The organism is Bacteroidia bacterium (assembly GCA_023228875.1).
Lineage (GTDB): Bacteria > Bacteroidota > Bacteroidia > NS11-12g > UBA955 > JALOAG01.
Map to the genome: position 1 here is coordinate 1 of JALOAG010000017.1, position 20,403 is coordinate 20,403.

Below are 20,403 nucleotides of genomic sequence, written 5' to 3' on the forward strand. Positions count from 1 at the left end.
ACATTCCCCCTGCTATCTTGGAGAAGCTGGCGGAATGTAGCGGAAGTGTTGGGGGAATGTTAGGGGAATTTATAGAGAGTGTATAGGAGTCTCAATGAAAATCTCAACGAGAGGGAAGTTTAGTTTATAAACTGAGGCGAAAAGTCAGTGAATTTTTAAATAAAATATTATCTCTGAGAGCTTACATAATCATGATTTATAAAAGTTTTCTTTGTAAATATTAATAATTTTCATTTTGGATAAATAATTCTTGACAATGTTGATGTATTTGTTAAAGTTTGACTTAATAAGTTTTCAGTAATGAAAATGTGGAGGGAAAAAGTGATTGGCAACGACAAATCTTACAGAGGCATGTTTAAAGTTTTAAAGAGGTTTGCTATGTTGCAATGATATATAGTGATGCAAGTTATAGTGTATTAAATTTATATCAGTTGGTGATATTGAGTTTAAAATATTAGAAGGATATAATAGTAAGGTATAACATGGTAACAAGAAAATCAAAATTCTCAGGTCATCAGACCTTTACAGTTCGATATGGTTGGATAGAAAAAGGGTATCGTTTTATTAAGTCAGGATTTAGTTTTAATCAAGAAGATGCTATAGTTCATCTTGGCGTAGGCAAGAATATGGTTGATAGCATCCGCTATTGGGTGGAGCTGTCAGGTCTTTTAGAGTATCAAGAGGCAAGCAGATTAGCAGACAAATTGCTTGATGAGGAAAATGGGTGGGATCCATACTTAGAGGATAATAATTCTTATTGGCTTTTGCATTGGAATATAAACACAAATTCAGATTTATTTCATTCAGGCACAGCAATTTTTTCATATCTTCGTAAGCCAGAGTTTAGCAAGAAAGATGTAAATGATTCAGTACTTCATATAGTTGAAGCAACAGATAAAAGAAAGCCCAGCGTAAATATTTTAAGTAAAGACATAGATTGTTTCTTAAAGCTTTATGTAGGAAATCGTCGTTATATTCAAGGTCAAAAAGACGAAGGCTTTGACAGTCCATTTCAAGAGTTAAACCTTATTCAGCTGATGAACGATAGTGATCTTTATTGCTTTAATATAGGTTATAAACCTAATTTATCTGCAGAGATTATTTGCTATGCACTTTGGTCTTATATGAAAAGACATCGCAAAGCCACAGTCACAGTTAATGAGGCTCTTTACGGAGAGGAGAGTCCTGGCCAAATCTTTATGTTGGATGAAAACAGCTTAATCGGAGCAATAGAATCATTAAGTAATCAGGAAAAATGGTCGGATTGTATAGGCTATAATGAGGCAGCAGGCATAGCATTATTATATTGCGAATTAGAAGATGGTATGTCGCTTTTAGAGTCTTATTATACGGAAGGTGGGCTTGAATGAAAAATCTAATTAATGAATATGTAGAAGTAGCACCAAATTATAAACGTTCTGTTAATGTAGATTCTGATTATAAAAGAGATAGCAAAGACTATGGATATATTGTAACAACTAATGTAATGACAGCTCTTGATCGTATCATTTCAGGGCTTATCAAGCCCAAAGGTCAGAAGTCTTTTAGTATATCTGGCTTGTTTGGTGTTGGCAAATCATCATTTGCAGTATATCTTTCCCAACTGCTATCGCCTATACCTACAATTCACAATCAAGCATTAAATCATCTAAAAGAGAATGCTCCACAAAAATCAGTTATGGCTTTTTTAGAAGACAGAGATAATGCAAATCATTTATCAATTTTGATTACAGGCAGAAAAATGCCAGTAAATAAACTTATTCTTGAGGGAATATTAAAATCAGTTAATGCTTTGAAAGACAATGCAAAAGCAAGGGAAGTTATAGATCTTGTTAATGAAAACCTTGCCAATGAGAGCTGGCAAGACTCAAATGCTGTGTTGGACTGTTTAGATTTGGTTGGAGCATTAGCTATAGATTTAGGCTACGCAGGTATATTATTAATAATTGACGAAGCGGGAAAAACACTTGAATATTTGCTGCATGACAGGGATGGTGGTGATATCTATGTTTACCAACAAATAGCAGAATATGCAGAGCGTGTTAAAAGCTATTCTATGTTGTTTTTGATAACATTACATCAGCAAATGGACAATTATAGCGACCATCTATCAAAGACAAGCCGTGCAGAGTGGACAAAAGTGCAGGAGCGTTTTGAGAATATACGTTTTTCAGAGACAGCAAGCAGCACAATATTGATGTTATCAAAAGCAATAAAGCCACTTAAAGAAGCACCAAAAAAGATTAAAGACTCAGTAGGACAGGTATTACAAAAAATCAATGAGATAGACCATATCCTGCCAAGTGGTTTAAGTGCGGAATTGTTCGAAGATTGTGCATTTAAAGCATGGCCAATTCATCCATGTTTATTGTTAGCTTTGCCATATATATTCAAACGTTTTGCCCAAAATGAAAGGTCAATATTTTCATACTTAATCAGTGAAGAGCATTTTGGCTTTCAAAAAAATATCAATACCAATACGATAGAAAACGATGACGGTTTTATAAGAGTATATCATGTTTATGATTATTTGCTTTCTAATTTTGAGGTAGGTCTTTCAAGAAGCTCCAATGCCAAGAGGTTGCTCGAGGCTAATGATATCATCGTAAGCAAATATAATCTTAATATTGAAAATATCAATACTTTAAAAACTATAGCCATGTTGAATGTGCTGTCTGAAATATCTCCTTTAAGATCAACGCGATCTTTGTTGAAGATTTGTTTGCCTGACACATATGATTTGAATCTAATCTTAGATACGCTTGTGTCTCAGTCTCTTATCACTCGTAGAAAGCTTGACAATAGTTTTCGGATCTGGGAAGGGAGTGATGTCGATATAGATGAGAGATTGGGAGAAGCAAAGCGTAATTTACATTTTGATACTCAACTATTTTTAAAAACATTGGAAAAACATCTCAATCAAAAAGCGATGATAGCACGAAAACACAGTCTTGACAGGGGCGTCATAAGACATTTCTCAATAATATATACAGATCATTTCTTGGGATTAGATGAATTGTTGACAGCAGAAATAGATAAAGGAAGCTCAGGCTTAATAGCAGTGATGATGCCTGGTGAAAAGTACCCCGACTTAATCAATCAAACAAAGAAATATACAAAAGAATATGACCAGCTTATAATAGCTGTGCCAAGACAGTTAGATAGTCTAATAGAGCTTGCTAATGAACTGGCAAGCTTGAGATGGGTAGAAGAGCATACCAACGAGCTGAGGGATGATAGAATAGCCAGAAGAGAATTAAATATGCGAATCTCGTCGTATGAGCAGGAATTGAATAAAAGGTCGCAGACAATTCTCGACCCAAGAAAACTACCCATAGGAAACGCATGTGAATGGTATTGGTCTGGCGATAAACAAGATTTAAAAACACCTATAGAAATAAGCAGATTTCTTTCGAATGTATGCGATGACTTATATAACAAAAGCCCTATTTTAAAAAATGAATTAATTGCTCGTGATGACATATCTAATGCAGCATCAGGAGCAAGAAGAAGATTAATGGAATATATCTTAACAAAATCAGAGCTTGAAACATTCGGTATTATAGGCTATCCTCCTGAAAGAAGCATATATGAGGCAATTATTAAAGAAGCAAATATACATGCGAAAGACAAAAAAAATAATTGGTTTTTACAAGCACCTCCAAAAGATAATTATGTAAATCTCTATCCAGCATGGATATTTATGGAAAAACAGATTTTTAATAAAAAGCCTGAAGAAGTAAAACTTGATGAGCTTTGTAAAAAATTAAACAAAAAGCCTTATGGAATACCCAAAGGCGTGTTCCCTCTCTTATTTACTATCTTTTACGCTGTGCACCAAGATGAGCTGTTTTTGTATAGACAGGGATCTTTTTTACCAGATGCAAATACTGAACATTTTGATTTATTGCAAAATAGATTAGACTTATTTACTGTAAAAGGCTTGCGTATTGAAGGTATACAGTTGAAAATTATCAAACGACTTGCCAATTCTTTGCAAACAGAACAGAGTATCAATCATGTGGTAAAGGCATTATATAGCTATATCAATAATTTGCCAGACATTAGCAAAAGATCAAATAAGATTGAAGATAAAACTGCAATTGCCATGAGGGAGGCATTTTTATCAGCAGTATCTCCTGAAGATTTATTATTTATAGACTTGCCAAAAGTATTTGGGATAGCTGATCTTAAATTGTCTGATACCATAGACTTATATTTTACAAAGCTAAACAGCTCTCTCAATGCACTATTATCCTATGCATCATATATTCGGGACAATGCGAGAGATCAATTATTAAGCTATTGTAATTTGGAAAGAGGCGAAGCTGGCTGGTTGGAAATAGAGAACAGATGCGAGATCTTGAGCGAGAGAATAAAACATGACCTTATTACTCCCTTTATCAATTCTGTATTAAATGGTAAGAAAGACGACCACAATCCCATTCCTGCTTTATCCATTATAAGTGGGCGGTCGTTTGAGAGATGGTCGGATATTGATATAGACCGCTTCCCTGGATTAGCGCAAGGCAAGGCTGAGCTATTTAACTATTATTGGGAAAACCATGGTGTAATTGCACAGACAGGAAAGACAGATCCTGGCGATAATATACCTGAATTAGAGAGAGATATTGATTTAAGAGTTAAAAGCTTAATCAAAATAAGTTCAACCACTACTGCAATAAGGTTTTTAAAAGATAAAATCAAAGAATTAGAAGCAAATCAGAACAGTTAAGGAGAAAAACTTGGGTGAAAAAGTAAGACATATTTTAGCACTTTCAGGGGGCAAAGATAGTTCAGCCTTAGCTATATATATGTTAAACAAAAATATTGATATGGAATATGTGTTTACAGACACGGGCGATGAACTACCTGAAACTTATGAGTATTTAGAAAAACTATCAAGTTATTTGGGAAAAAGTATAACTTGGATAAAATCTGAACGTAACTTTGACTATTATTTGGACATGTTTAATGGAGTGTTGCCTGACCCAACAACAAGATGGTGTACAAGGTTGTTAAAACTTGTGCCATACGAGGAGTTTATAGGCTCGGATAATGTTATAAGTTACGTTGGTATCAGAGCAGATGAGCCCCATAGATCTGGCTATATTTCTACAAAACCAAATATCAAGCCTGTTTTCCCATTTATTGAAGATAATATTAGAAGAGATGATGTAATTAGGATATTAGATGAAGCTGGCTTAGGCCTTCCTGATTACTATAAGTGGCGTTCACGTTCTGGCTGCTATTTTTGCTTTTACCAACAGAAAAGAGAATGGGTTGGTTTGTATGAAAATCACCCTGAGCTATTTAGGAAATCAGCAGATTATGAAAAAAGTGTAGCAGTTGATGGAGTTAAATATACTTGGAATAAAGGCGAAGAGTTGTATGATTTGATTAAACCTAAAAGAAGAAATCAAATAAAACAAAACTATCAAAATAGGGTGAAAAGAGAAAAGAAAAAGTTCAAAGTAAATCAAAAACTTGCAGAAGCATACAGCACTAAACAAGAGATTGACTTTAAAGCAAGTTTGACAATAGAATTATAACTGTTTTTTACAAACATGTAAAAAAATAGTTTTAAAATTTTATACCTTTGGAGGTCATATGGCATTAGATAGGGTTTTAGATATGATCCAAAACATGAGGATACATAAAAGAAACAACACTGTAAGTCCTCATAAGTTTGCTTTACTATTAGCTATTGCTGATATGTATATAAGAAACAAGTTACATGACAATAAGCTGATTTTAAACGAGGAATTAGAAGAAAAGTTTGAGGAAAAGTACAAAACGTTAGATAACAACGCAAAACCAAAAGATATTAATATTGAATTTCCATTTTATGCACTTTCAAACGACGGTTTTTGGACATTTGATATCAAGAAAGAAAAAGAAGAAGATTATCAGTATATTATAAAGAGCAGAGACAGCAGGTTCACAAAAAAAAGAATATTAGAAATAATAAATTATGCTGTTATTTCAAATGATTTAAAAACAATTTTGCTTGATGTTAAATCTGCAACTGAAATAATGTCGTTTATATACAAAAGATATAATGAATTGCAAGAAAAAATCTCTGTATTTGAGTACGAAACAACAGAAATAAAAAGCCAAGAATCAGCTTACTTTTGTGACTTTGTAAATGAGGAAAATAAAAATGATAAATATGATGAATGTAATAATGCCCTAAAAGATAATAAAACATCAATAATACATTTTGGTAACTATCTAAGTACCTTAATAAGCACAAGTGCACTAAATGAGAATGTAATAGCAGAGTCTCAAGCAGTCAATGATATGTTTCATACAATACATGTGGAACATCCATTGACAGATAGAATAATAGAAGCTTTAAAAAATAATGAGCATGTGATTTTAACAGGGCATGCAGGAGATGGTAAGACGATCATAGCTGTAGATGTTTTTAAGAATTTATCTGGCATGGACAAATCGAAACCATTGGTAAAACCTATGAGAGATATTGAGGAAATCGAAAATCAGAATGTTAGAATTATTAAAGACTTTAGCGAAAGGAATGAGCAAGACGACAAGACATTAATAGGAGAGCTACACAGTCATAATTATAGTTATTTGATAGTTTCTAACACAGGAGCATTATTAAACTTTTTCCGTTCGCATGCTGATGTATTGGACTCAACCAAAGTAAAAGTTGAAAGCGATGTTTTAAAAGCTATTAGCAATGAAAAAGGAGAGTCTGTTTTAAGTATTGAGAAAATAAGATTTAAGGTTTATAATCTTGCATTGATGAATAATCTGTATTTAGCTGAGTCAATTTTTAAGAATATGATTAGGGAATCAAACTGGTCGTATTGTAAGTTTTGTGAGAAGAATACTTATTGCCCTATCTTCGAAAATGTTAAGCTTATAAACAACAAATCAGAGCAAGTCATTAATAGGCTATTTTTAATGTATATGCGTATGTATGAGTATGGTACACGTCTCACTATTAGGCAAATTACCTCACATTTGGCATATTTAATAAGCAGTGGCTTCAGGTATGAAGATATTAAAAGAAGTGTTAAAAGCAATAAAACAAGGTATTTATTTTTTAATAGGGTGTTTGGAGATGATGGAAACAAAAAAGATCAGAAAGCAATTAAAATGAAGGCTATTGAAGAGATTAATAAGCAAGAATACGGGGACATCTTATCACCTTCTCATGAGGCACCTTTGTGGAAAAAAGGAGCTAAATCGTTTAATTTTAAAATGCCAGTAAATATTAATGATGATTATTTTATTGATTTGCATAGGGAAGGCTCATATATAGCATCAAAAGAAAACATTTCTAATACACCAGAAAATGCGAGAAAACAAGCACGCAGAATACTTTATTTCTTTAACGAAGATGAAGAGCAGAATAAGCTAATTATTAGTAAGTTTTTAAAATCGGCAAATATTCTTAACTGGGAAAGCTGGCAAAAAACTCCAAGACTTGATAATAAGGAAGTTTACTCGACAATGATATTGGATGTGATTTACGAGTACTTTTCAGGGATAAAAAGGCCAGTCAAAAATATGTCTCAAGACGATAAAGTATATATTACCCTATCCCGAAATCAGAGCAATATAAGGCAAAGTGCACAAGTAGTGCTAAAAGAGTTTAATTGGAGACAGTCGTTTGAGTTGGATCTTGTTGAGGAGAAGGAAGCTACAGGCTATCCAAAAACTAAGTTATTGTTAAGTGGGAAAAACTCTTTCGAGGGAATTGATTTGGGCCTGGATCTGCCTTTCTTGGACTATGTGAGAAAAAAGAGAGATGGAGAGATTGTTGACTTATCTAAGACATCATATAGAGAGAGATTAAATCAGTTTAAAAATACCATACTAAACAAAAGCAATTTAAATGAAAGCGAAATGCTCTTAATTCGAATGAGAAATGATAATAAAGTGGTACGTCAAAAGTATAAGATTTCAGACAGTAGACTGGAGGTATCCAATGACTGATATGACATTCCCATACAATGCACAAAATGTAGATGCATTTAGAAGAAATCCTGCGATCAGGTTGTATGGTAATAGGTTTAGCATTGATCAAACCAGTATAGAGCTTTTATCAGAATTCTTTTTGGTAGCATGTTCTGCAAAAAAGATAGGAGATGATGAAGTTGAGACATATTTTCCTTCTTATGAAACTCTTTTGAATTGGGATAATGAAAAACTCAAATATGCACCGACAATTAGATTAAACTTAAAGCTTTTTTCTTTTCTAAGTGCATCAAGAATTGACAGTAGGCATGTCAGTCATAGGAAGCATCACAGTTATTTAATAGGCCGTTTAAAAGAAAAAATTGACACAAAAGAAGATAACGAGAACGAGATTATTAAAACTTTAGAAAACTTATTGATGGGTTTACAGGCTGCAGGTTATGGTCGTACTTGGTGTGCCCAAAGCTTTTTGCCTATATGTAAGAATCTAATAGCTGGAGAGGCTATTTGGGCAGAGACAAAAGCAGCAAAAGCGGGTGTGCAAGATTGGGACGAAATTTTTATAACGAATAAAAGATATTTTGAAACAAATAAGCATATATTTTACGCCCGCGGTGGCGAGCTTTTATACTTACAGCTTTGCAATGGTTTACAAAGAACAAAGGAAGAAATAAGATCTTGGTCTGGTAAAATCGGACTTGGTTTTGAAGAAGAGGAATTAGATCCATCAAGATTGTTATCGAGTTTAGAAAACGGTTTTGATAGCTTATTTAAAAAAAGTCCTCAAATAATAGGCAAACTTGCTAATTTCATTGATGAGAAGCTTGATAAGGAGACATCAGTTAAAACAGATGGTGAAGCAGATTTTTTGCGTTATGTTGAAGCAGGTTGGTGTAATGCAAATACATGGCAAGAGGGTTATTTATTGGCAGTCGATATTGTTCGTATCTTGAAATCCGATTTTGATATAATTGAAAGCATTCATTATCTTGAGACTTTGTTTGTGCTTCATAATCTAAGAACTTTAGCAATGCAAAGTAGCAGACAGCTTGATGAAAGTAAAGACTATTATATGGCAGTAACATCAGCAAGCGAAGAAGACGGGGCTTTAAAAAGGATATCACATCAAAGTTTAAAGTCAATAGAAAAAAAGATCTATTATGCGATCAACGACTTTTTTGAGAACCAAGATTATGAGAAAGACCAAAAGTATTTAAATGAAGCGAGCCGTCGTTCAGGCCATAAGTTATTTTTAAATCTTGCAAAAAAGATAGATTTTGTTATACCCAAAAAAGGGAGCGGGGCACGATTTGTCATGACACCAGAAGTGTTAAAACTCTTAGTAGCGATCACAGTACCCGAAAATGGTAGAATTACATATGATACTTTTAAGGAAATAATCAAAAGTCGTTGGGGAATGGTTTTTGATAACCGGGGTTTTAGTGAATGCAATAAGTCTATAAATGGATCAGAAATATATATTGATAGTAATGTTGATGCTTGGTTGATAGAGATGTTAGATGAGAGTGGTTTGCTTGTTCATTTGTCTGACTCATGTGCGTTAGTGCTACATCCAAAACAAGATTAAGAGGGAGGTAATAGTGAAATTTATCAGTTCAACAATAAAGCGTAGTATATTTAATAAGATAGACTCAAGCTTATCAACAGCACGTCTTGGGCAAAAAATGATTTTGATGATTCATGATTTACCTGAAGATATGATGCTAAAAGTAGCAGAGATGATATATAAAGACCTTTTTTTTCGAGATAATATCAAACTTACTTTAAAGATCGCGAAGTCAGTAGTGGACGGCTGGTCGCAAAGCTCCAGAATTAAAGCAGAAAATAATAGTTGGACAGCAGAATTAAATAATCTTGCCAGTTATAGAAATGTTGATGCAGATCAAGGCAAGTATAATATAATAATCTTGTTTGGTACAGATAAAGTTACGGATTCGGCAAGCCTTGCAGACTTTAATGAATTTAGCTTGAAGACAATTTGGGACTATGAAATGACAAAGTCTTTTAGTTCATGGATTGAGGTTTTGTTACAGGATTTAGAAATAGATTTGCCAGACATCGATGGTTTTAAACGGTTTGATAATATATTAAAGCCAATTATAGATCATGGAAAAGCTGATTTGTTGTCTATGAGTCAGTGGCTTGAAAATATGGACTTTAGCGAGTGCAATACATATTTTGATATAATAGAGAAAATGCTAAAGAATCTCAAAGTTTTTGGTTTACCCAGATTTGATAGCTATGAATATAAAAAAACAGGGAAACGATTTGCAAACTATATTAGTGATTCAGATGAGTTCTTTTCATATAGCAAGTATATTGATAATTCACATAAAGATAAAGCAATAAAAGCAATAGATAGCTTGATAGATTCGAAAGAAGAAGATCCCATATGGAAAGATCTTGAAAATAAGAATGTTCTTGGTTTATACGAAACAGGCGAAGAGCTGTTATTGGGCATGAAATCTTATATAAATGAACGATCAAAAGAGGATAGAGATAAGTTATTGGACAGTGATTTTGCATTTATCTTCGACAAGGTTCTTAAATACAAAAAGAAAACGGAGAAAAAGTCCAAAGCAAGCATAAAAAACCTCGATGGTAGCCCTGTAGAAATATCTCTAACAGCTATTTGGGAAACAATATCAGACTTGTATAGAAGCAAGAGTATCGACAATGAAGAGCTAATTGTGAAAATTGAGATAGAATCAGAGGCATTTAGACATGATATCGACAGTGATGATAGCGATCGCTCTGCAGATAGTAATGAGAGCTTTGCCAAGGATTATCTTTGTGTCTTATTAGGCGGACTTGACGATACCTTGAAAAGCCAAATAGAGATTTCTCTTCAAGAAAGTAGCCTTGTAACTATAAGCTCCAATTTATTAAATGATGATATAAAATATAGTTATAGACCTAACGTAGAGGCACAATTGAGCTTTGCTGTGAAAATCTATACAGATCAGTCTGAAAAGCCTTTTGTGAGAAAATACAATTGGTGCCTCTATGAGCATCACTCTTATCGCCTTGCTGCAGAGTTGTTAAAGAAAGCTTATAATATTTATAGGTCAAATAATCAGGAAAGGAATCTGCCATTTTTTACTCTTCCCTATTATGACGAGCTTATTAGTATCAGCTCGGATGAAGAATTTAAGAGAGTTTTTTTACATAGCTTAAAAGATTCAGGTACAGATACTGAGTTTATGGTTAATATGTTGACTCCAGAATTGAAAAGACATGATTATAAAATAATAAAAGATTATGAAGATTTAGGCACAAAATATTGGCAATTCATTCAAACAGCTTCACGCCACGGATTGCTGTCATCTTTGAATAGTGAAAAATGGGATAATTTTCAAAAAGCATATAATGATGTTTTAGAAATGATCTATACTGATAATAACCAGTTAATGCTTCCGATTGCAAACTTTTTAATTCGTGCTTTTATGATAATCAAAGAAAATAGCAACATAAAAGGATTGGAATGGTATGCCTCTTATTATGAAGAGGCAGCAATTATAAGTGTTTTGCATCCATCTCTTTTGGAAATGCTAAAGTCACAGATAGTATATCAATGTGCATGTTTCAACTATTTAGTGAAGCAAGAATTTGTTAAAAGTACAGGACAACGACAATTTAAAAAACAAGCTTGGCAATCATACCTGGACTTGTCAGCTATTCGTATGCCAATCAATTGCCTGCTAATAAATAAAAATAAAAAAGTAGATACCAATGTCAGAGGCTATGATTTAATCCATAAAATTGGCAATCAAAGTGAGGATTGTGGGTATCAATCAACACGGTTTAACTTTTTAATATCAGATGATTACGATGAAACGCACACAAGTATAACAGACTCTGATATCTCATTTGAAACACGGCAATCAAAGCTTTTAACAAATATACTATTTGACTATTTTCAGTTGCATCCTCATGCACGAGATGGTATTAGCTTAGCAGTTTACTTAAATCGTGATATACAACCAATAATAGCAGGTATTAATGCATACTTGCATAAAATATCAAATGAGAATGATAAAAATAACTTTGCAATTGATACAAATAGCCGCAAAATTTATAATATTAATCTGACACTAATTAATGATTCATTTGATGATAATAATATTAGGAAATGGATAGATTATTGGAAAGCGATTTGGGAAGAAGCAGAGACAAGCAATAAGTTTAAAGTATATAGAAACTGCAGGTTTTCTGTTTCTCATAGACTTTTGAGCACTATAGATAAACAATCATTTTTAAGAATAATCGATGATGATTTTTATACTGATATTATGTTTTTATATAGTTTTAGTGATGCAAATAGTACAAGTGATCTTTTCGCTGCAGATGAATTTGACAAAACAGAATATAGCTTGAGATACCCAATTCTTGAAAGATCCGTACCAAGTACAAAAGAATATTTTGGTTCTTTAGAACGCAAAAAAAATATTAGTAATCGTCAGTTTAAAAACAGCTCAAGTTTTTCATCATATATCCGAGCATTAAAAATTAATACGGCTGTATCTGATACTATAACCAAAACTATAATAGATTTTCAAATTTGGGTAGATATTTTAGAAGTAATACATAAAAAGTCAGAGTGGGTGGTTTGTATTGACCCCAATATAGACGACATTTTGATCAGAAAAAGGAATAGCCCTGATACAAGTAAAAGGGAGATTATTGGTTTTGGATCAGGAGTTGGTGCTTCAGGCGAGGAGAACTTCACAATATCGTCGGAGAAATCATCGTTTTCAGAAATAACGCATAGTTTAAAATCCGCTATCAAGTCTTTAATTACTGATGAAGCATGGTCAGGAGATGATTATTGCAAGATCAGCAAGGGGGTAATTAATGAGGCTGAATGTTTGTCTGGGCTTTCTGTAGTAAGAGCAACAGGTGTTAACGACGAATATATACGTGACTTTATGTCATATTCGTTGACACGCAAGCTTTTAACTGAATCCTCCGACATATTGTGTGATACAATGGTCAGCCTGGATGCTTATATACATTGGTTTGACTTTGCAGATAATAGCAAAAGGCCAGATCTTTTATGGCTACGAGCTCGGCTTAATAAAGAGAATATTATTGAAGTCTATATGCATGTAATTGAATGCAAAATGAGTAAGGGGGTTGATTATCTGATACCAGCTGCAAAAACTCAAATAGAAAACGGAGTGCATGTTTTGAGAGAATCATTTTTGCCACTCAGTGACGAAAGCTGTAAATTAGACGACGATAAACCATCACGAAGATATTGGTGGATGCAATTGCATAGGCTGATAGCTACAAAGTCTGTAGTAAAAATTTGTGATCTTGAAAATATTGAGAATGCTCTGGAAAAACTTGCAAATGGAAACTATAAGATAAGCTGGGGTGCTTCTATCTTTGCCTTTTTAATAGATGAAAGTGGCGAGTTTCCCGAAAATAAAGGATCATGGGATGTATCTGGGCTTGATAGAGGTAAAGCGAATATTTATCATTTTGCAAAAGATGCTATAAAAAATATTGCTACTAAAAATATTCAAGATTTGGCTTATGATGAATTTTTAGATGAATTTAGAATGATAGACTTTGATGAGATTAGTGCTTATGTTGAATCTTCTATTGATGAAGATGATTTTATTGAAGAATATTTACCTGAAGGCAAGATTGAAACAGATAACGATGTAATAGAAGATGATTATGACGCCGAAGAAGATGAGCAAGATTTTGCTGGCTGGGATTTAATATCAGATGATTATATGAAGGATATAAATGAAAAAGTTTGCGAAGAGCCTATATCTAATACTTATCACGAAGCAGAAAGCTCTGATCCTGAGAATGACATGACTGAACCTCTAATTGAAGAGCAAGAGCCAGTTCAAGAGACTCAAAACACTTCTGTTCCCGATCGAATTTTAATTGGTAAGACAGATAAAGGGGAGGAAGTATATTGGGAATTTGGTCATGAGCAGCTTTCAAATCGACATGCAGTTATACTTGGGAGCTCTGGTATGGGGAAATCTTATGCAATTCAATGTTTGCTGTGTGAGCTGGCAAGAAAAGATCAAAATAACTTGATTATTGACTATACAGATGGTTTTATAGATTCCAAAATAGAGCCTAATGCCAAAAAATACATACCACAAAAAGCACAAACTTATATATATGAAGAGCCATTACAGATAGATCCGTTTAAAGTGCAAGTAAGTTATGAGGGCGGTAGAGAATTTCGTGATGATCCCTTAACAATAGCAAAACGAGTTGCAGCAATATTTTATAAAGTTTATAACTTAGGGTCGCAGCAACATCCCCTTGTAGTAAATGCCATTCAAGATGGTATTAAGAAATATGGCGATGATTTTAGTTTAGACTTGTTTTTAGAAGTGATTGAGGAATTTATAGATAGCCCTCATTTTACAAAGAACACAATATCAACAACTATAACCAAATTGAGTTCATTTATTTCAAGCAAGCCCTTTAGCACCAGCAAAGAAGGTGTAAGCTGGGAACATATTTTTACAGATAAAGTTATTAAAAATAAAGTGTTTCAGTTTTACAGAGTAGATAGTCAATCCAGACGGGCAATTGTTGAGTTTGTATTGTGGGATCTTTATAGTTATGTTTCATCTCAAGGTAACAAGGATTTGCCGCGAGTTGTTGTTTTGGATGAGATACAAAATCTTGATTTAGGCGATGATTCACCTGTAGCAAAGTATCTTACAGAGGGACGAAAGCACGGTATAGCTTTGATTAGTGCAACTCAATCTCTAAAAGGAGTTGGGGGTCTTAATGATAGCAAAGTAAGTCGTTTATTTCAATCAGACTTGAAACTTTTTTTCAGGCCATCTGACAATGAATTAAAAGAGCAAGCTGGTATATTACATAATATAATGCATGATGTTAGTGCCAAAGAATGGACAAGTCATCTTTCAAAATTGAAGAAAGGTGAATGTTATGTAATCGGAAGTCACCTTATGAAGGATCAAGATGAATTAAAACAAAAAGTACAAAAAGTAAAAATATGCTCACTTGAAGAGAGAGGCTTTGATGGCAGCCAAAACGACAAATAGTCGCCTACCACGCAGTTTTCACTATACTTTTATACCCGAACGTAGCTATATAAATGCACTATTAAAATTTGTAGCAACAGGCAGAGAAGGAGATTATCATGAAATTGGTAACCTTACAGGAATTCCGACAGGGGAATCGACAGGGAAAGTTCCTGCAATAATAAATTATTGTCTTGGTATGGGATTAATAGTCTCAATAGATAAAAAAGGGGCTATTAAGAAATACGAGCTATCCCCTTTAGGTCGCATAATTCTTTTAGAAGATCCATATTTGAACACAGATATCAGCCAGTGGCTTTGCCATTTAAATATGTGTGATATTGAAACAGGAGCCGATGTGTGGTATAATGTGTTTTGGGCAAATTATCACAGTATTGGTGATAGTTTTAGCAGAGAAAGCCTTGAGGGTGTGTTAAAAGCACTGTATGGTAATGTCAAAAGAAGTATCACAGGTCCTCTTATAAATATGTATAAGGATGACAGCTCATTTAAGTTATGCGGTGCTTTGATAGAGCAAAATAAGCAAATCATGAGAAAATCAGCTCCAATAACAGATGAGATGATACGAGCTTATGCAGCATGGCTGATAAATCTAATAGAGAGAAATTTTCCCAAACAAAGACAGATTACAATTTCCGATTTAGACGAAGCAACAGGCTGGCAAATAATAGCTAAGTGGAGTAATCGCGATATAATTGAGCTTTATGAACTTTTGGAAAAGAAGAATTTGTTTCAAGTTGATAGACATATGAACCCTTGGATTATCAGCCCTTTAATAAACTCAACTGAAGCTTATAACGGAATTTATGATGATTTAATATAGCAATGTTTGGTAAGGAGCAAATATGAAAGTATCCGATATTGTAAAGTTTAGAGCTGATAGCCTTTTTCAAGGAGCAGTTAATATTGGTTGGTTTCGATTTGACGAAGAAAAAGCAATGGCTGCTGCAAAAGCGTTTGCTTTTCATGGTCCTGATTATCATGGAGTAACACAACAAGAAATAGGTGTTCACCATGGGCACCGATTGATTGATACGGCAAACTTTACCAAAACAATACTAAAGAGATCTTATGGCATAGATAAATCTCCATTTACTTTGGCAATTGCAGGCTATGGAGCTGGAAAGTCTCATTTGGCTATCACTTTAGCTGAGATTTTAAAACGACCTACAAGCGAAACAACACAAATTATAACAGATAAACTTATCGCAGCAGATAAAAATATTGGAAATGAAATAAGAGTGTTGCAACAAGAGATTAATAAGTCCTGCATTGTCTTGACAATAGATGGGCTTGGTAGTTTTAATTTGTTAGCTGAAATAGCCCAACAGATAGAGCAGTTTTTAATCAAAGATGGGCATGATACAGAGTATATAGAACAAATGAGACCAAAATATAAACAAGCTATACCTGTTCTTAATAGCCTTAAATCAGAGTTGATCTTACAGCTTTGTGAACAATGCAATGTTCTTTCTTTGAATGAAATAATAGAAGGTCTTGAAAAAAAAGATGAAAATGTATATGATACAGTTAGTCGTTTTCTTACTGAACAAAATATGGCACTCGCAACAGCACCAAGTGAGTCGATAAATGCTTTTTTAGAAAAAACTGTTGAGATTTACTGTGGAGAGGGTAAACCATATCAATCTATAGTTATCTTGTTTGATGAATTTGGCAAATATCTCGAGTTTTCTTCCATCAAAAGTCACATTGCAGGGGCAGGCACTTTACAGGATTTGTTTCAATCTGTACAAAATATTTCTCCTCAAGTTTGTTTTGTTGGCTTTGTCCAATTTGAGCTTAATGCGTATATGCAGCGTATATCGCCAAATTTTCACAATGAAATGAAAAGATATATAAGTAGATACGAAAACTCTGATAAATTATACTTATCAACTAATTTAGAGACTTTGATTGCTGGCTTAATTGAGAAAAAAGATATTTCTAACTTAAATAAATTTCTTGATTCAAAAGAAGCCTATATTGGTTCAAGGAGGGACTGGCAAAATATTAATAACTGGTTCTCCATATCAACAAATAATAACAATTGGGTAGATTTTGACCAGTTTCATAAGATAATAAGAAAAGGTGCTTGGCCTTTGTCCCCTTACAGCTCTTGGCTATTGTACTATTTTAGTTCAAAGGGAGGATACTTACAGGAAAGATCTGCTCTATCTTTGTTGTCAGAAATTCTTGTGCAATATTTTGATTATGAATTTGAGCCAACAGGTGACTGGTCTATACCTGCAGTTGATTTACTGAATGAATCACTTTTGAAAGAGTTGTTAACTTCAGAAGAGTTTGGAGGTCAAGGTACAGTAATTCAGGACTATATGACTATTATGTCTAAATATGAGTCAAAGTTTTCAAAAAAACAGATTGATATTTTAAAATCTATTTTATTAAGTTCTAAACTTGGTTTAAATGTTGAAACAGAAAAAGATGCAACCATAGCAATTTCAATGCTTACAAACATCGAATATAGTGCTGTGCTTTATGAATTAGATCAGCTAAAAAATGAATATAATACAATAGGCTGGGACGATTCTTATAAGCATTTTTTAATATTAGGTGAGACGCTGCCTCGCAAGCAATTTTATACTCATATTAAAAATTATTCTAATAGTTATAGCGAAGAGAAACGAGCACAATTGTTTATATCTCAAATAGAAGAAATTTATAGTGATTTTGATATTGTTAGAAGTGATTTTTCAGATAATCATAATATCAGTACTCGAGAGTGGTTCTTTAAATCAAAAGTAGCCAATTCTTCTACATTATCTGGCGAAATAGAGTTGGAGGCAGACCGCTGTGTGAATGTGGAAGAGGTGGATGAAGCCCGTGGTAGCCTTATTTTTACGTATGTTGGTCAAAATGAGGATATCGCCGATATATACATTAAAGCTAAAACCATGCTAAAGACGAAAGCAAAGACTCTCGGGATGAATTCCGTTCCTGTGCTTATTTATCTGCTCTATGATATTGAAGGCAAACTTGGGCAAGCTTTGGCTGAATTGTCATTGCTTAAAGAGTTTGGGGCAGAAGAAAAAATTAAATATGGCAATTTGATAGATACTCATGAATTAAACATTTCAAAATCTGTTGATGATCTTATCAAAACAATGTTGAGAGAAAGAAGATATGTTGTTGATAGTAAGATTGATATCGAAGGATTAAAAATTAAAGATGTTACTACAAAAATATTTGATGCAATCTATACCAAACCAATAATATTTCCATTTGATGGTTACAATACAAAAAGTGGTAATGCGTCAAAAACATGTTCGACCTTTACCAAAGATTTAATGCGAGGTATATTAGACTATGATGCAATTATGGATATGGCTAAGACAGAGAAAAATCGTTCAGAGATATTTCAATCAGGTAAATGGGATGTTTTTAATAAAAGCGGCAAAGTACAGAAAAACCCAACAAATACTATTTTGAAAAATCTAACAAAGAGTTGGGATATAAAGCTAAAAGAAGAATCATCTCTTTCTCTTGAAGAAATGTATTTAGAGTTAATTCGTGCACCTTATGGAGCTAATATCGCATCAGCAGGCTTGTTGCTTGGCGTGTATATATCGGCTCGACATAAAGAGTTGTTGGTTAAAAAAAACGGTGAAATTTATTCAATCAATGATTGGGCAAACCATGATATTGTAAAAAATGGGCAGTTCAATAAAGTACTATTGAAAGAATCTTTTTTGCTATCTAAGTCAGATGATACATCGGAATGGATCAGTTTGCTTGATGAATGGGAAGAAGAGAAAACACACTTAAGATTAGTAGAGTATTTAGAAGAAGCTAATAAACTTAAGAAATTAACTCCTGTTCCTCCTGATTTGGTGTTTCGTGTAAGCGCTATATCGGATAAATCAAGCGAATCACAAAAGATATTAAATAATCTGCAAACAGATATTGATAAGATCAAACAAGATCTAAATAATGGTATAAAAAGTAAAATTATACCATTGCTGTTGGATGTTTGCATAAAGCTTAAAAGCCATATAGATATGATGATAGCTTACAGAGAAAAATGGGTAGAAAGCCAAAGAACAGAGCTTGAAAATATGTTTACAAAAAGTAGGTTAGCAATTATACAAAACTTTTCTGAGTGGTTAGGGAATCAGACACTTAAATCAAATAGACCAGATATAGTTGGTGAATTTCAACATAAAATGAAAAAGGATATATTGCCAAAATTAGAGAAATTAAACTTTGACTCTGAAGCTGTGCAGCTAAGTAAATATTATAACGATATAATTCAAAAACTTGAAATAGAGACACAGTCCAGCAAGTTAATTCAAGATGTAGAAGCTTGGTTAACTACTTATAAAAACGTATTGAGTTCAAATAACCTTAAAAATATAAGATTGACAAAAAGTGATGCAAATGATTATATCCAAAAACTCAGAAATATGTATAAAAAAATAAACAAGCCCGAGCTTCTTGAAATAAGAGATCAACTGAGTATGTTTAATAATGACCTTTCTGTTGCTGAAGGTAATATAATAAAAAAGGGAAATAGTCTTTGGAATTACAAGCTTAGCGATGAAAACTCAATACATGAGTGCTTAGATTTGACTGATTCTCTCCTTCGTTCTTATGAGGGGTTGGATGATGATATTGGCGATTTTCGTATTATTAGAAAAGCCCTTATCTCGTTCAGAGATGCTCATGTAAAGCTTATGGAACCTTCTATTGAATGGGTTGATTTTGATAAATTGTATGATACTATTTTGCTTGAATTACATAACGAATTGCACCAAGAAGAGCTGCCTTGGCTTTATGACGAGGTGTTAGATACAATGAAAAAAAATATTGTGGCTGTTAGAGAAAAAAGAAGTTTTGACTGGACAGAGAAAATTCTTAATCAAGAACCAGATATAAAAGTTATGGGCTCTGCTAATGCAAATCAACTATATAATAGCATTACGAACCCCCCAGCATATATTATATCCTCACATCTTGATAAACTTGCAAAAGTAAAAGCTTCCTTATATAATAGACTGAGTGAAATTAAACTTGAATGGTTAATAGAAAAGTTTAAAGAACTTCCCGATAAAGAGCAAGAAAAGTTTTTGGAGTTGGCGTTATCTACATTGTCGTGATCTTTCACTAATATGGTTTGAATAGATTTTTATTTTGAACTACAAAGAAGGATTTAACAACGAACGACAACGAACTTTTTAATTCACCACAGAGGTTCACAGAGAGCCACAGGAGGGTTTGCTTTGCAAAAGTGAACGAGTGAGAAGTTTTTTGGACAAGCACAAGGCGTTGTTAGAGTCGCTTCGCGATGTGAGAGAGTGATGGAGTGAGAAGTTTTTTGGACAGGCACAAGGCGTTGTCCCTACAAATAAAAAAT

General features: G+C 33.4%; 8 protein-coding genes. All 8 read left to right on the top strand.

From position 1 onward, the window contains the following. The first annotated feature begins 482 nt into the window (after positions 1–482). Genes M0R38_11210 through M0R38_11245 form a run of 8 tightly spaced genes read left to right on the top strand, consistent with a single transcriptional unit; the run spans position 483 to position 20,146 of the window. A complete protein-coding gene (locus M0R38_11210; protein ID MCK9482315.1) occupies positions 483–1,370 on the top strand; it encodes a DUF4007 family protein in 888 nt (295 codons plus the stop codon). Next, on the top strand, positions 1,367–4,735 hold the full coding sequence (locus M0R38_11215; GenBank protein MCK9482316.1) for a hypothetical protein: 3,369 nt from the start codon (positions 1,367–1,369) through the stop codon (positions 4,733–4,735). Before M0R38_11210 ends, M0R38_11215 begins: the two co-directional genes overlap by 4 nt. 10 nt (positions 4,736–4,745) lie before the next feature. After that, on the top strand, positions 4,746–5,552 hold the full coding sequence (locus tag M0R38_11220; protein MCK9482317.1) for a phosphoadenosine phosphosulfate reductase family protein: 807 nt from the start codon (positions 4,746–4,748) through the stop codon (positions 5,550–5,552). Positions 5,553–5,610: 58 nt separating this feature from the next. Continuing rightward, positions 5,611–7,971, top strand: coding sequence for a hypothetical protein (locus tag M0R38_11225; protein MCK9482318.1), 2,361 nt, complete (start codon positions 5,611–5,613; stop codon positions 7,969–7,971). Beyond that, complete coding sequence (locus M0R38_11230; GenBank protein ID MCK9482319.1) at positions 7,964–9,541, top strand: hypothetical protein; 1,578 nt, start codon at positions 7,964–7,966, stop codon at positions 9,539–9,541. Before M0R38_11225 ends, M0R38_11230 begins: the two co-directional genes overlap by 8 nt. Before the next feature lie 13 nt (positions 9,542–9,554). Beyond that, complete coding sequence (locus M0R38_11235) at positions 9,555–15,032, top strand: DUF87 domain-containing protein (protein ID MCK9482320.1); 5,478 nt, start codon at positions 9,555–9,557, stop codon at positions 15,030–15,032. Then, a complete protein-coding gene (locus M0R38_11240; protein ID MCK9482321.1) occupies positions 15,010–15,855 on the top strand; it encodes a DUF4007 family protein in 846 nt (281 codons plus the stop codon). The genes M0R38_11235 and M0R38_11240 overlap by 23 nt, the downstream gene beginning before the upstream one ends. 22 nt (positions 15,856–15,877) lie before the next feature. After that, positions 15,878–20,146 (top strand): hypothetical protein, encoded by a 4,269-nt coding sequence (locus M0R38_11245; protein ID MCK9482322.1) that lies wholly within the window; start codon positions 15,878–15,880, stop codon positions 20,144–20,146. Positions 20,147–20,403: the final 257 nt, after the last annotated feature.